The organism is Hymenobacter montanus (assembly GCF_014699115.1).
Classification (GTDB): Bacteria; Bacteroidota; Bacteroidia; order Cytophagales; family Hymenobacteraceae; genus Hymenobacter; species Hymenobacter montanus.
On sequence record NZ_JACXAD010000029.1, the window covers coordinates 54,154 to 67,650 of the forward strand.

The 13,497-nt window shown below is 58.1% G+C and carries 11 protein-coding genes; 8 read left to right on the forward strand and 3 right to left on the reverse strand.

Annotated elements, in window-relative coordinates:
- Positions 1-29: 29 nt before the first annotated feature.
- A complete protein-coding gene (locus tag IC235_RS19890) occupies positions 30-635 on the reverse strand; it encodes a pentapeptide repeat-containing protein (RefSeq protein ID WP_191006961.1) in 606 nt (201 codons plus the stop codon).
- A 114-nt stretch (positions 636-749) separates the two neighbouring features.
- Positions 750-1,013: a hypothetical protein gene (locus IC235_RS19895; protein WP_191006962.1), complete on the reverse strand. Its 264-nt coding sequence runs from the start codon at positions 1,011-1,013 to the stop codon at positions 750-752.
- Between the two features lie 379 nt (positions 1,014-1,392).
- Here IC235_RS19895 and IC235_RS19900 point away from each other — a divergent pair, with 379 nt between their 5' ends.
- The 8 genes from IC235_RS19900 (at position 1,393) to IC235_RS19935 (ending at position 11,870) form a co-directional block, all read left to right on the forward strand.
- The gene (locus IC235_RS19900) at positions 1,393-3,951 is read left to right on the forward strand and encodes a PKD domain-containing protein (protein WP_191006963.1); all 2,559 of its coding nucleotides are present in this window, start codon (positions 1,393-1,395) and stop codon (positions 3,949-3,951) included.
- Positions 3,952-4,555: 604 nt separating this feature from the next.
- Complete coding sequence (locus tag IC235_RS19905) at positions 4,556-6,025, forward strand: fasciclin domain-containing protein (RefSeq protein ID WP_191006964.1); 1,470 nt, start codon at positions 4,556-4,558, stop codon at positions 6,023-6,025.
- 185 nt (positions 6,026-6,210) lie between these two features.
- Positions 6,211-7,248, forward strand: a complete 1,038-nt coding sequence (locus IC235_RS19910) for a sensor histidine kinase (RefSeq protein WP_191006965.1) — start codon at positions 6,211-6,213, stop codon at positions 7,246-7,248.
- 7 nt (positions 7,249-7,255) lie between these two features.
- Complete coding sequence (locus IC235_RS19915; RefSeq protein WP_223847439.1) at positions 7,256-8,044, forward strand: LytR/AlgR family response regulator transcription factor; 789 nt, start codon at positions 7,256-7,258, stop codon at positions 8,042-8,044.
- A 205-nt stretch (positions 8,045-8,249) separates the two neighbouring features.
- Positions 8,250-8,987, forward strand: a complete 738-nt coding sequence (locus IC235_RS19920) for a hypothetical protein (RefSeq protein WP_191006967.1) — start codon at positions 8,250-8,252, stop codon at positions 8,985-8,987.
- Positions 8,988-9,903: 916 nt separating this feature from the next.
- On the forward strand, positions 9,904-10,371 hold the full coding sequence (locus IC235_RS19925; protein ID WP_191006968.1) for a hypothetical protein: 468 nt from the start codon (positions 9,904-9,906) through the stop codon (positions 10,369-10,371).
- Between the two features lie 299 nt (positions 10,372-10,670).
- Positions 10,671-11,138, forward strand: coding sequence for a hypothetical protein (locus tag IC235_RS19930; RefSeq protein WP_191006969.1), 468 nt, complete (start codon positions 10,671-10,673; stop codon positions 11,136-11,138).
- 264 nt (positions 11,139-11,402) lie between these two features.
- A complete protein-coding gene (locus tag IC235_RS19935; RefSeq protein WP_191006970.1) occupies positions 11,403-11,870 on the forward strand; it encodes a hypothetical protein in 468 nt (155 codons plus the stop codon).
- Between the two features lie 168 nt (positions 11,871-12,038).
- Here the strand turns inward: IC235_RS19935 and lysA are convergent, their stop codons facing one another.
- Positions 12,039-13,259 carry a diaminopimelate decarboxylase gene (gene lysA / locus IC235_RS19940; protein ID WP_191006971.1) on the reverse strand — a complete coding sequence of 407 codons (1,221 nt, stop codon included), beginning with the start codon at positions 13,257-13,259 and terminating at the stop codon, positions 12,039-12,041.
- Positions 13,260-13,497: the final 238 nt, after the last annotated feature.

A 13,497-nucleotide genomic window follows, 5' to 3' on the forward strand; every position in this document is an offset into this window, starting at 1 on the left:
ACGGGCTGGCTGCTCAGACTTCCCGCAGGCTAGTCTTCCACTACCAGCCCGTACTTGGCTACTACCCCCAGCAAGCCGGGCAGCGTGAAGCGGGCGCCAAGCAGCGGGTTGGTTTCGGGGTCGATGGCAAAGCCGGTCGCCGTGGTGAAATCGGCTCGGATAAGCTTGGTGTGCTGAAATACCGCCCCGGCCAGCGAGCACTCCTGAAAGACGGCGTCGGACAGGTCGGCATCGGCAAAGTCGGCTTCGTCGAGCGCGCAGCGCAGGAAGTGAGTTCCCGGCATCTTGCGAGCCGCGAAGGAGGCGTAACGCAACTGGCACTGGTCGAAGTGCACGCCGAACAGCATGTCGCGGCAGGCGGTGAATTGCAGGCCCAGCAGCTTACACTCGGCAAAAGCCACGTTCTGCAGGGCCGTGCCCACCAAGCGGGCCGACGACAAATTGCAGCGCTCAAACCGGCAGTCGGCGAAGCGCAGGCCGCTCAAGTGGGCCTCACTAAAATCGCAGTTGATGAAATGGTACTCATCGAACTCAGTGTGGCCCGCCAGGTGCCGGGCATCCCAGTGTTCGACCACGTTGGCGGCCGGAAATCGGGTAGGCTGGCGGGGGGCGAGGGGCTTACGGCGTGGCTTCATGTTGGCAAGTAACAACGGCCATCAATAAGATCGAAGCCGGGCTCACGGAGGGTGGCATCACTCGTTTGGGAAAGTTGATTTCAATTACCGACTGAGGATCAGGCCCCGCCACGACTAGCCCCCGGCCGCCGTGAAACCAGGTGGGCTTGCTGACGCCCGGGCCGGGGTGGGTGCTGGGACCCAGCCAGCGGAAGCGGCAACGGAGGTTGCGGTAAACGGCCACGGGAAGGAAACGATGACATCCCGGGCCTCGGTGTGCCGGGCGTTGAGGGCCTGGCTGAAGGGAGCAAACCGGCCCGGCCGGGGACCAGACCAGCGGTACTGGTAGCGCGTCAATCCGCTCTTTTCCCGTCGTTTGGTGCCCCAATACCGCTCCATACTAATGGTAATGGTAGCCCAGGACCCGGCTGCCCAACTAGCGGGCCGTCACCCAGGCCTGTCGTCAATACTTCAGCACGCGATAAGCATGATCGCGGGTCAGCCGGCCATTCTGCAGCGGGCAGTAGTAAATAATCCATAAGTAGTATACATAATAATTCAAAAAGTATTATATTGCCATAGCTTTAGCAGCGCAGCAGGCTTGAGAAGGTTAGTGGCTTTACCCCCGCGGCGGCGCTGCCGAGCAGACTTTTTAGGCCCCCGTGCTCTACAGCTTGGGTTAATTAAAAATGATTGCCATGCCAGCACCTGTCTGCGATACATCTTAAAGGATGTCGCCCCCTTAGCAAACCACCACACTTTTCCTAAAAATCAGTCTATGAAACACTTATTCAAAATTCTTTTCTTGCTGGTTGCTTTACTTTCCGGAAATAGGCTGCTCGCGCAGAATGTGAGTACCGGAATCGACAATTCGGGCAACTCCGTCGGCATCGGGAACGTCGATCCTAACTGGGTAATTACTGCCGGCCCCAGTACGGGGACTAGTTCCCGCGTCGGATCTTATAGTATTTCTGGTGCTTCCTGGAACCCAACGCCGGTTCCGGGTACTAATGCCGGCTGGATTAACCGCAACGGGCAATTTTTCACCCCACCCGGCCTGTACACCCTGGAACGTTCCTTCGTGGTTGCCCCCGGGACCTGCAGCTTTGTAACCAACTTTTCGGTTGCTTATGACGATGCGCTGACCTCACTCGAGCTCGTTCCGCCGGTGGGAAGCCCTATTTCGCTTGGTATCCCGCCGGCGCCGAACTACCAGCTCAGCGCCCCCGTGGTCGTGACCGTCCCCTCGCCCACCCCGGGCGTGTGGAAAATAAGGGCCGTCAACCTCCTTGCTGACGAGCTTGGGGCCTTTATCCTTTCCGGATACATCAACCACAACGGAGCATCCTGCCGCGATCTGACCGCTAACTTCGATTACTGCGTAAAAAAATGTAAAGTAGCCCTGTTTGGATCGGTACAAGGCGCTGCCTGCTTCCAGAACCTGACCTACGACTGGTACGTGAATGGAACCCTGGTAGGCTCGGGCCAAAACTACAACTACACTTTCAGCGCTAACGGAACGTATACTGTCTGCCTGCGAGTATCCGCGGTCATGGCCGACGGCACAATCTGTCGGAAAGAAATCTGTCGGGAAGTCACCATTACCGACTGTGAGGGCTGTAATTGCGACGCCCTTAGAACCAACTTCGAATACTCCCTTGACCGGTGCCGGCTTACCCTGGCTGGCTCGGCACAGGGCCCGGGTTGTCTCGGGAATCTGACCTACAACTGGTATGTGAACGGCGTTCCGGTAGGATCGGGCCAGAATTACGTCCACACCTTCAGCGCTAACGGGACATATACTGTCTGCCTGAAAGTTGTCTCAATCATGCCCGACGGAACAGTCTGCCAGAAGGAGGTTTGTAAGGAGGTTGCCGTTACAAATTGCCAGGGCTGTAACTGCGAGGCCCTGAACATCAACTTCGAGCAATCTCTTGACCGGTGCCGGCTTACCCTGGCCGGTTTCGCGCAAGGCCCGGCCTGCTTCCAGAACCTGACTTACGAGTGGTACGTGAATGGAACCCTGGTAGGCTCGGGCGCGAACTACGTGCATTCCTTCGGCGCTAACGGGACGTATACCGTTTGCCTGCGAGTGTCGGCTGTCGCGACCGATGGGACGGTCTGCCGGAAAGAGATTTGCCGGGAGGTAGTCGTAAGAGAATGTGATGGTTGCAACTGCGACGACCTCAAAGTCAGCTTCGATTACTCGCTCAACCGTTGTACCCTTACACTGGCTGCCCCGGAGCAAAACCCTAACTGCTTCCCCGATCCGAGATACGAGTGGTATGTGAACGGAAACCTGGTCGGCACGGGCCTGAATTACGTGTATACCTTCAGCTCTAACGGGACGTATACCGTTTGCCTGAAAATATCCGCGGTCATGCCCAACGGAAGGGTCTGCCAGAAAGATATCTGCCGGGAGGTGGTCGTTCGGGAGTGTCAGGGAGGTTGTAACTGCGACGCCCTCCAAATTAACTTCGAACAATCCCTGGAGCGGTGCCGACTTTCCCTGTACGGGTTCGAAGAAACCCGTGCATGCCCTAACCAGAACCTGACCTACGATTGGTATGTGAACGGGAGCCTGGTCGGCTCCGGCCAGAACTACGTTCACACCTTCGGCGCCAACGGAACGTATACTGTTTGCCTGGTAGTATCGTTTACGGCCAACGGACAGAGCTGCCGGAAACAGATCTGCCGGGAGGTGGTCGTTAGAGAATGTGAGGGGCAGGGGGGCTGTAACTGCGATGCGCTGAATGCCAACTTCGATTACTCCTCTGGCCGTCGTTGTGACCTTTTCCTGTACGGCCCGGAACAAGACCCTAGATGCTTCCCGAATCCGACCTACAACTGGTATGTGAATGGCAGCCTGGTAAGTTCAGGACAGAGTTATACCTACACCTACAGTGTTGGCGGAACTTACGCTATTTGCCTGCAAGTATCCGCCGTCATGCCCAATGGAACTACCTGCGAGAAACGAATTTGTCGGGATGTCCTCCTTGGCGATTGTGGACTGACCCCGGGAAACCCTTTCCCCTTCCCAGTCTCTGACCCGCTGCCCGTAGGCACAGGGTTCCGGAACAAGGAGGTACAGCTGTTTCCGAATCCGGCCAATACCGAGATCAATGTTGCCTTCGATCTGGACGCCGCTACCGAAGTCTCCATTGTGCTCAAAACGATGGACGGCAAGGTGGTCACTCGGGAGAACAGAAGGGCAGAAGCTGGAGCTCAACGTTTCAAGCTCAACATACCTTCATCCATAGCAGAAGCCATGATGTTTGTGGAAATTACTGCCCGAGGAGCTACCGTCAGACGAAAGGTCAGCGTAATCAAACAGTAAATTGTTCTGATCTTTTAACTAACCGCTTCTCCGGCTTAGCCGGGGAAGCGGTTTTTCGTTGGGCGAATTACCCTGTATAAGCGCCCCTGCTTTTCCAACCGTTGGCTTACCTTGCGGGGCACCACAATACTACCGCATATGCAGCCTTACGGAAACCGGAATGGAGAGTCGGGGGTCCAGTATTACGAGCTGGGAGAACAGTCAATCACGGTTACTTTCAGCGGGGGAGATACCTACCTATATACTTACCGGTCTGCCGGCCGACAACAGGTAGAAACCATGAAAGAGCTGGCCCAGGCAGGGAAGGGGCTGAATACTTTTATTTCCCGGGAGGTGAAAGAGCATTTTGAGCGAAAATTCTGACAGTCATTTCGGCTGATTACTGAGCAAGCATCGCTCAACTCTGATAGTTGAAGCTGGGGACGGCCCCTGGCCGGGCTGCTGCCGGGCTGCAAAGTCCCCGGATCAGGACCGGCTCACTCCGGTTTTTAAGCGGTACACTCCGAAAATTTGTCGGTTGGCGCCAGGGTGCGCATCCGGAGCCACTGGGCCGTGGTTAGAGGGCAAAGAAATTTATTCTTCCACCCCCTCACCGCTGTTTCCCATGGTATTTTCTCATTCCTCCCTCCTCTCCTTCCGACGCCTGTCTCTGGTGCTGGTTGCCCTATTCGGCTTTGCGGCGACTAGTTGCAAAGATGACAAAGACGACCCCCAGCCAGCGGCCCCACAAAACATCGTACAGGTAGCCCAGGCCAACCCTGATTTCTCGATTCTGGTGGCCGCTGTTACGAAAGCCAACTTGGCCAGTACACTCAGCGGGACCGGGCCGTTCACCGTGTTTGCGCCGACCAACGCTGCGTTTACCAGGTTCAGCGCGCCGTTCAATTCGGCAGCTAATATCAACGCCATCACCGACCCGGCCCAGATTGCCACCCTGCGTGATTATCTGCTGTACCACGTGCTGGCTGGCAACAAGAAAGCGGCCGACCTGAGCACGGGCCCGCAGACCACCTTGAAAACTGCGGGGGCTACCACCAATATTATCAATCTTACCAAAACAGGTAATACCATCACCATTAACGGCAGCACTACTGTAGTAACGGCCGATGTAGCGGCTAGTAACGGTACTATCCATGCCATCGACAACGTGCTGGTTCCAGCCAACACCGGGCCCGGCAACATCGTGCAAGTGGCACAAGACAACACCAACTTCTCGGTTCTGGTGGCGGCCGTTACGAAAGCCGACTTGGCCGGCACGCTCAGTGGTACGGGCCCCTTCACCGTGCTGGCGCCAACTAACGCCGCGTTTGCGATGATGCCCGCCCCTTTCAATACGGCGGCTGGCATCGCGGGCATCACCGACCCGGCTCAGATTGCTACCCTGCGCAGCATTCTGCTGTACCACGTGTTGCCCGGCCGCAAAGCCGCAGCCGACTTCCCGAATGGTGCCAGCGCCCAAGCCACGGCCAAGCCCGCGTCGGCTGCTGGCGTCAACGACAATACGGTGTACGCCTCGAAGGCCGGTAGCACCATCACCCTCAACGGTACCTCCCGCGTAGTGACGGCCGACGTAGCGGCCAGCAACGGGATTATCCACGCCATCGACAAGGTACTGATGCCGCCCACCCGTAAGATCTCCGAGCTCGTAGTAGCGGCCACCAGTGGCTCACCGGCCGAATTCACCCTCTTGCTAGCCGCCCTGCAGCGCCCCGCCGCCGCCGATCTGCTCGCCGCGGCGGCCAACCCGGCCTCTAACGTGACGGTATTTGCCCCGACCGACGCTGCGTTTCGGGCCTTGTTCACCCAGCTCGGCATTACTAGCCTGAGCGAGGTGACCGATGCTACGCTGTTGGCCGTTCTTCGGCTGCACATAGTAGGTAGCCGCGCCTTCTCGTCGGACCTGAGCAACGGCTCGTTGACCACGCTTGGCGGCTCCGTAACCGTCGGCGTGAGCAGCAGCGGCGTAACGGTGCGCGGCGGCGGCAACGGCAGCAACAATGCCAACGTGACAATAGCCAACCAACTGGCTACCAACGGTGTGGTGCACGTAATTGACCGCGTGCTGCTACCTTAGTCCCGGCCTGAACCGAGCCCACCCCCGGCAGTAGCCAGGGGTGGGCTTTTGGTTAATTAAGCCGGTAGCAACCGGCCGGCGGCGCCAGATGATAAAGGATCGATACTGAGTAAAATCCCGGTCGTATGGTTGCTGATTACTTTTGACTTACTCTTTCTTAGCCCTCCGATTGCCATCTTTTTACCATGCTCTTCTCCCTTCGGCTGCGCTATGTGTACATGCTGGCGCTGGCCGTTTACACGTTCAGCAACGTACTGCTCATGGAGGCGCTGCCGTTTTACGGGCTCCCCGTGGCGCAGACCCACGTGCTGTTGCTGTTCGTGGTGAGCGTAGCCCTGATTTGGGAAGGCAACCGGCTGATTGAGCTTTACTTGCCGACTATCCAGCGGGCGCTGAGCTGGTCCCTGCACCCGCTGCTGCTGGCTTTTTTGCTCAGCCTGCCGCTCACGCTGGTGGTCGTGGGAGGGCCGGCGCTGCTGCTGGGCCACTACGGGCAAGCTCTGCCCCCCGGCAAGCTGCGGCTGGGCCTGAAGCTCATGCTGGCCGTCGGCTTCCGCATCAACCTCTTCCTAAATACCATAAACGCGGGCATGTTCTTCCTGCGGGAGCTGCGCCTGAGCCAGGTCGAGGCCGAGCAGTTCAAGAAAATCAGCCTGCAGGCGCAGTTTCAATCCCTGAAAGAGCAGGTCAATCCCCACTTTCTGTTTAACAACCTCAACGTGCTCTCGGCCCTGCTGTACCAGGACGTGCACCTGGCCGGGGAGTTCTTGCAGCAGCTCTCCAAGGTGTATCGCTACGTGCTTCAGCACCAGGAGAAAGAGGTAGTGGAAGTGGCCGCCGAGCTCGAGTTCATGGAGTCGTACGCCTACTTGCTGCGGGCCCGGTTCCGCGAGAGCCTGCGCATCGATATTACGGTGCCGGCGGCGGTGCACTCGCGCTATACCGTGCCCGTGGCCCTGCAGATGCTGCTGGAAAACGCGCTCAAGCACAACGTGAGCTCGCGCAGCCGGCCCCTGCTGATCGAGGTGTTTGCCACGCCCGACCACGAGTGGCTGGTGATGCGCAACACCCGGCAGCCTAAAGTGTCGGTGGAGCCTTCGACCCACCTGGGCCTGGAAAATATCCGGCGGCGCTACGGGTTTGTCAGTGCCGCGCTGGTTGAAGTGGAGTGCGACGCGACCAGCTTTACCGTGCGGCTACCTTTGCTTCACCTCACTCCCTGATGACCTGATGAATGCCGGTATGGACGTTGTGCTCATCGAAGACGAACCCACGGCCGCCGACGGCCTGGTGGCCCTGCTGCAGCGCTACGACCCCGCCATTCGGGTGGTCGAGCGCCTCGATTCGGTGGAAGAAGCCGTGCACTGGTTTACCCACCATCCGCCACCCCGCCTGGTGCTGCTCGATGTGCAGCTGGCCGATGGCTTGTGCTTCGACATTTTCCCGCAGGTTAGCATCCGCTGCCCAATCATTTTCACTACGGCGTACGACCAATACGCCATCCAGGCATTCCAGGTCAGCAGCATCGACTACCTGCTCAAGCCCATTGCCTACGCCGACCTGCACCGGGCCCTGGAAAAGCTGCGCCTGTTAACCACGGCTTACGCGCCCGAGCCCGCCCCCCCGCCCGAGGTGAACCTGCGTCAACTCACGGAGGTGTTTCAGCAGCTGCAAAAGCCCTACAAAACCCGTTTCCTGGCTCGCAACAACGACCGGCTTCAGTTTAAGCTGGCGGAAGAAATTGCCTACTTCTGCGCCGACGGCAAGTTTGTGCACCTGGTGGGCCTCGACCAGCGCCGCTTCCTCGTCGACTATACCCTCGAACAGCTGGAAACCCTGCTCGACCCCCGCCAGTTTTTCCGGCTCAACCGCAAATACCTGGTGAGCCTGGCCGCCGTCAAGGATATTCGTACTTACACGGGCAGCCGCCTGCGGGTGCTGCTGCTACCCGTGCCCTACACCGAGGTTATCATCAGCCGCGAGCGGGTGGCCGAGTTCAAGGCCTGGCTCGACCACTAGCACCCCGAATTGAGCCAGCGCCGCGGGTTGTTAGCGGTAAATTAAATGGCTAATAAATTCGCAGAGTAAAGCATCCCGCCCAGGCGGTTGAAACAGCAGGTTCTTTGGTCAGGAATTTTGCGGGGCGTTCTTTTGCTGAATATTTAGCGCGACTCGCTCCGGGCCAGCCGACCGCGTTCTTCCTGCGCCCGACCTTTGCTGCTCTATGATTCGACTTCTCTTTCCGGGGGTGCTGCTGTTGCTGCTAGGCCTCGAACCAGCCAGCGCTCAGCGCCCCACTGAACAAGTGCTCTACCTCAAGAATGGCTGGGTGCTGCGGGGCCAGCTGCTCAGCGCGCCCACCGCCGACCCCATCCGCCTGCAAACGGCCGACCGCAACGAGTTTGTGTTCCGCCAAGCCGAAGTCGACTCTATCCGGCAACGGCCGCTGCCCCCGGCCCGCACCCTGGCCGTGGCCTACAAGGCCCGGGGCTTCGGGCATTTCACCGAGCTCGGCGCGCTGGCCGGCCGCAACACCAGCAGCTCCGTTAACACCTCGGCGTTCTCCTTCCAAACTGTGAACGGCTACAAGTTCAATCAGTGGGTTTTCGCCGGGTTGGGCGTGGGCGCCGACCTCTACGCCACCCAGAGCCTGGTGCCGCTGTTTGCCAGCATACGCGGTGACTTTACCCGCCGCGGCACCCTACTCCCCTTCTACTTCCTCGACGCTGGTTACGGCTTCAATATCACGGGCAAGGACAATAACCTCAGCCAACCGGTCACCTACGAGGGTGGTTCGCTTTGGGCCGCGGGCGCGGGCCTGAAGGTGCTATTCAACAACAACACCGGCTTCCTGGTGAGCTTGGCCTATCGGACCCAGCGCACTACCCTCACTCGCGAGAACGTGGCCCCGGAGCGCGTCGTTTTTGAGCGCATCGCCGTGCGAGCAGGATTTGCCTTCTAGCCTGGCCGGATTTAGCCGGGCAGAGCTCGCGCCAACTACCCCTCACCTTAGAGTACCTAAAAAGACCGCTTGAGACGCTTGTTTTCTGAAGCAGACTTGAAGGATTTTTTAGGTGCTAGCGTGGGTCGGGAAAGATCGTTCGGTGGGGGTGAGGGCGGTACGGTGGCGCGTCGACGACGTGTTGCCGGCTGATATCGCGTTGGTAACACCGGGCCGGCCTTGCCCGTGGCCACGCAGCGCGAGCCCGAGGGCACAGACGCTAAGCGAAGGGACGGCGTGTCGCCGACGCGCGCCACGTTCCCACCACACCCTTGGGACAAGGAAGGCCGGTTCTGTTCTGGCACAGTATTGAAGGTAGGCCGTTAATCTCACCGTATATAGGGCCTCAGCATTAGGTTAGGGAGGCGCGCTCACCTTCAGGCATGGGCAAATAAGACTTTTACCATAATACGGCAATAAGTTGCCATCCGAAAAATGCGCTGATGATTTTGGGGAATATTCATCTAATGACTGGGTTGAGCGCAGAAATCACACGCTCAAGAAAGATCCTGATGCGGCGCTGCTCTTACCACCTGTCGGCTCAACCAAACAAGCGCTTCCCAGCGCTCCCGTTGATGTAAAAGCATCAGAATGCTAATGCATTACTTTATCTTATTTTTTATAAATAGCGTTATGAATAATAGCATAGACCCCCAGGCTTTTATTCCTTGCTCTTCCTGGGGCCAGCCAACGAAGCGCCACGATAAGCAACCCTGCCGCCAGCCTTACCGTTGAGGTTAATATATTGCCTAAAAATCACCATCAGGCCACCAAATCAATAGCAGCAGCATTTTTTCAGCTTATAAGATTTTTTCAAGCTCGCTGCCATTCTCTTTTAATTTACCACCGTTTCATTTTCTACCTTTTTTCCCCTTCTATGAAATCTACTTTGAAGTTTTCGCTCTTTACGGCTTTGCTGAGCCTAGGCCTGGCCGGCTGCTCTAAGGAAGAAGCTCCTACCCCCAAGGCGCCCTCGGCGGCGACTACCACGGCCGATACCAACGGCGAGAATCGCCTGAGAGTTGGCGAACGGCTGACCACCAACCAATTCCTGCAATCACCCAACGGCCAGTACCGGCTCGTCATGCAAAGCGACGGTAATCTGGTAATCTATCGCCTCGCCGACTTATCAGCCCGTTGGAGCTCGCGCACCGCCGGCACCCCCGGGGCCTTCTGCACCATGCAGGGCGACGGCAACTTTGTCGTGTACGCCCCTAACGGCCGCCCCCGCGCCAGCACTGGTGCCCGAACCGGTTTTAGAAACGATCATTACGCCTTCCTCGCCGACAACGGAACGCTATTTTTAGCAATCGCCGGCTATGGCGTTGTAGCCGTTAACCGTTAGCGCGAGCAGATATTCCCTGGCGTTTGGGCAAGGCATCGGCATAGGGCGGCATTTTTGGTGGTATGACGCCCCTATTTAAGCACGTAAGCTTCGCTCCAATAGCCACCGCGCACGATACACGAAGCGCACTAAGCCGCGATCCAAAGCCTGCAAAGACTGCCCTACTACGGCACCCTTTAAGGACTAATAGGTCGCGGCTTAGTAGCATCGTAGCATCCAGCGCTTTTCGTTCGCTGGCAACGCATTGGTTCTTTTCTCCTTTCTTCTACCATTCCATTTTCTACCTCTTTTCCCCTTCTATGAAGTCTACTTTGAAGTTTTCGCTCTTTACGGCTTTGCTGAGCCTGGGCCTGGCTGGCTGCTCTAAGCAAGAAGCTCCTACCCCCACGGTGCCTTCGGCGGCAGCTACCACGGCTAATGCCAACGGTGAAAGCATCCTGCGAGCTGGCGAACGGCTGACGGCCGGCCAGTTCTTACAGTCGTACGGTGGTCAATACCGGCTCGTCATGCAAGGCGACGGCAATCTGGTAATTTATCGCCTCGCCGACTTCTCGGCGCGGTGGAGCTCGCGCACCGCCGGCAACCCCGGAGCCTTCTGCACCATGCAGAGCGACGGCAACTTTGTCGTGTACGCCGCCAATGGCCGACCCCTTTTCACCGGCGGGGCCCAGGATAGACCCAACGTTCGCTATTTCGCCTACCTCGTCGATAACGGAATCTTATACACCGCCGTTAACGGAGCCGCTATTAAAGCCATTAGCCGTTAGCCTACACCGACAAGGCCTAAGCATAGGGTGGCATTTTAGGTGACGGTATGACGCCCGTATTTAAGCACCTTCCCTCCCCTCCAAAGCCACTGGGCACGATACCCGAAGCGTACTAAGCCGCGACCTATAGCCTACAAAGACTGCCCTACTCCGGCACCCTTTAGAGACTGTAGGTCGCGGCTTAGTAGCATCCAGCGCTTCCCTTAGCTAGTAAGGCGTTGATTCTTTTTCCTACCACTCTATTTTCTACCCTTCTCCCCTTCTATGAAGTCTACTTTGAAGTTTTCGCTCTTTACAGCTTTGCTGAGCCTGGGCCTGGCCGGCTGCTCTAAGCAAGAAGCTCCTACCCCCACGGTGCCTTCGGCGGCGGCTACCACGGCCGATGCCAACGGTGAGCCCGTGCTGCGAGCTGGCGAACGACTGACCGCCAACCAGTTCTTGCAATCGGCCAACGGACAGTACCGGCTCATCATGCAAGGCGACGGTAATCTGGTAATTTATCGCCTCGCCGACTTCTCGGCGCGGTGGAGTTCGCGCACCGCCGGCAACCCCGGAGCCTTCTGCACCATGCAGAGCGACGGCAACTTTGTCGTGTACGCCGCCAACGGCCGACCCCTTTTCACCGGCGGCGCTCTGGACCGGCGAAATAATGGCTATTATGCTATACTATTCGAAAACGGGACCTTCTTTACGGCCATCGGCAAATTCGCCGTCAAAGCCATTAGCCGGTAGCCTGAGCGGAGCTTCCTACATTAAATAGGACGTAGGCCTAGGGTGGCATTCAGGTGGTATGACGCGCCTGTTTACGCCCGCTGCCTTGCGCCGAAGCCATTACCCAAGCCTGCGAAGACTGCCCGGTAACACCCGGGTAGCCTTTGCAGGCTTAATTCATTGCAAAGCCTAAGAAAGAACCTCGACTGCGTCAATCTGCCCGGCGAGCAGGTCTTCAAACGTCTGGCGGCGGCGAATGAGGCGCAGTTGCCCAGCTTCCAGCAGTACCTCGGCCGGGCGGGGGCGCGAGTTGAAGCTGCTGCTCATCTCAAAGCCATAGGCCCCGGCGTTGTGGAAGGCCAACAGGTCGTTTTCGCGGATTTCGGGCAGCAGCCGGTCCCAGGCAAAGGTGTCGGTTTCGCAGATGTTGCCCACCACCGTGTACAGCCGCTCCGCGCCCTGGGGGTTGGTCAGGTTGCTGATGTGGTGGTAGCTGTCGTAGAACATGGGCCGGATGAGATGGTTGAAGCCGGAGTTCACGCCGGCAAAAACCGTGGCGGTGGTTTGCTTCACCACCGCCACGTGCACCAGCAGGTAGCCGCTTTCGCTCACGAGGTACTTGCCCGGCTCGAACCAGCACTCCAGCGGCCGGCCGTACTCCCGCTCGAACCCCTGGAACGCCGCGGCCACCTGCTGGCCGAGCGTGGTCAGGTCGGTTTCGGCATCACCGGGCTTGTAGGGCACCTTGAAGCCCGAGCCCAGGTCCAGAAAATCCAAATCGGGGAAACGGCCCGCGGCGTCGAACAGGATTTCCAGGGCCCGCATGAATACGCCCACATCCTTGATTTCGGAGCCGGTGTGCATGTGCAGGCCGCGCACGTGCAGGCCTGTCCCCTTCACCACGCGCTCCAGGTGCCGTAGCTGGTGGATGCTGATGCCAAACTTGCTGTCGATGTGGCCGGTTTGAATCTTGTAGTTGCCGCCTGCTTCGATGTGCGGGTTCAGGCGCACGCACACCGGGTAGGAAGCGCCAAACCGGGCGCCGAATCGTTCCAGCAGCGAAATGTTGTCGATGTTGAGGTTGACGCCCAGCTCTTTGGCGGCTACCAGCTCTTCGAACGTCACGCTATTGGGCGTGAAGAGGATGTTTTGCGGCTCAAACCCCGCGTGCAGGCCCAGCCGCACCTCGTTAATGCTCACGCAGTCGAGCCCCGAGCCCAGGGCCTGAATGTGGCGCAGAATGGCCACGTTGCTCAGGGCTTTGCAGGCGTAGAAAAAACGCGTTGGGTGCCCCGAAAAAGCCTGCTTAAGCTTCGCGTACTGACCGCTGATGGTCGCCGCGTCGTACACGTAAAGAGGGGTGCCGAACTGGTCGGCCGCGGCGCGCAGCGCATCGTTAATACCTGACATAATCACAAAAGTAAGCCCGCAGAGAAGATGGGTACTGGTTTAACGTAATAGATTAACGGAGGCGGTAAGGTGCTGACGTACCACAATCAAAGGGGCACCGACTTAGAGTCGAGCCTATCCGGAAAACAATTAGAAAATAAACAGCACGTCCTGCTGTTTTTCTAGGTTGTACGGACAATTAACGAAGCCATAACAGGGCTGAGACGAAATGCACCATTCCCAAGAAGCTGGTGGCCGT

Excerpts from the sequence above, each read along its gene's own strand:
- IC235_RS19935 (WP_191006970.1), top strand. The coding sequence starts at position 11,403 with ATGAAGTCTACTTTGAAGTTTTCGCTCTTTACAGCTTTGCTGAGCCTG.
- IC235_RS19895 (WP_191006962.1), bottom strand. The coding sequence starts at position 1,013 with ATGGAGCGGTATTGGGGCACCAAACGACGGGAAAAGAGCGGATTGACG.
- IC235_RS19915 (WP_223847439.1), top strand. The coding sequence starts at position 7,256 with ATGAATGCCGGTATGGACGTTGTGCTCATCGAAGACGAACCCACGGCC.
- IC235_RS19910 (WP_191006965.1), top strand. The coding sequence starts at position 6,211 with ATGCTCTTCTCCCTTCGGCTGCGCTATGTGTACATGCTGGCGCTGGCC.
- IC235_RS19925 (WP_191006968.1), top strand. The coding sequence starts at position 9,904 with ATGAAATCTACTTTGAAGTTTTCGCTCTTTACGGCTTTGCTGAGCCTA.
- IC235_RS19905 (WP_191006964.1), top strand. The coding sequence starts at position 4,556 with ATGGTATTTTCTCATTCCTCCCTCCTCTCCTTCCGACGCCTGTCTCTG.
- lysA (WP_191006971.1), bottom strand. The coding sequence starts at position 13,259 with ATGTCAGGTATTAACGATGCGCTGCGCGCCGCGGCCGACCAGTTCGGC.
- IC235_RS19890 (WP_191006961.1), bottom strand. The coding sequence starts at position 635 with ATGAAGCCACGCCGTAAGCCCCTCGCCCCCCGCCAGCCTACCCGATTT.
- IC235_RS19900 (WP_191006963.1), top strand. The coding sequence starts at position 1,393 with ATGAAACACTTATTCAAAATTCTTTTCTTGCTGGTTGCTTTACTTTCC.
- IC235_RS19920 (WP_191006967.1), top strand. The coding sequence starts at position 8,250 with ATGATTCGACTTCTCTTTCCGGGGGTGCTGCTGTTGCTGCTAGGCCTC.
- IC235_RS19930 (WP_191006969.1), top strand. The coding sequence starts at position 10,671 with ATGAAGTCTACTTTGAAGTTTTCGCTCTTTACGGCTTTGCTGAGCCTG.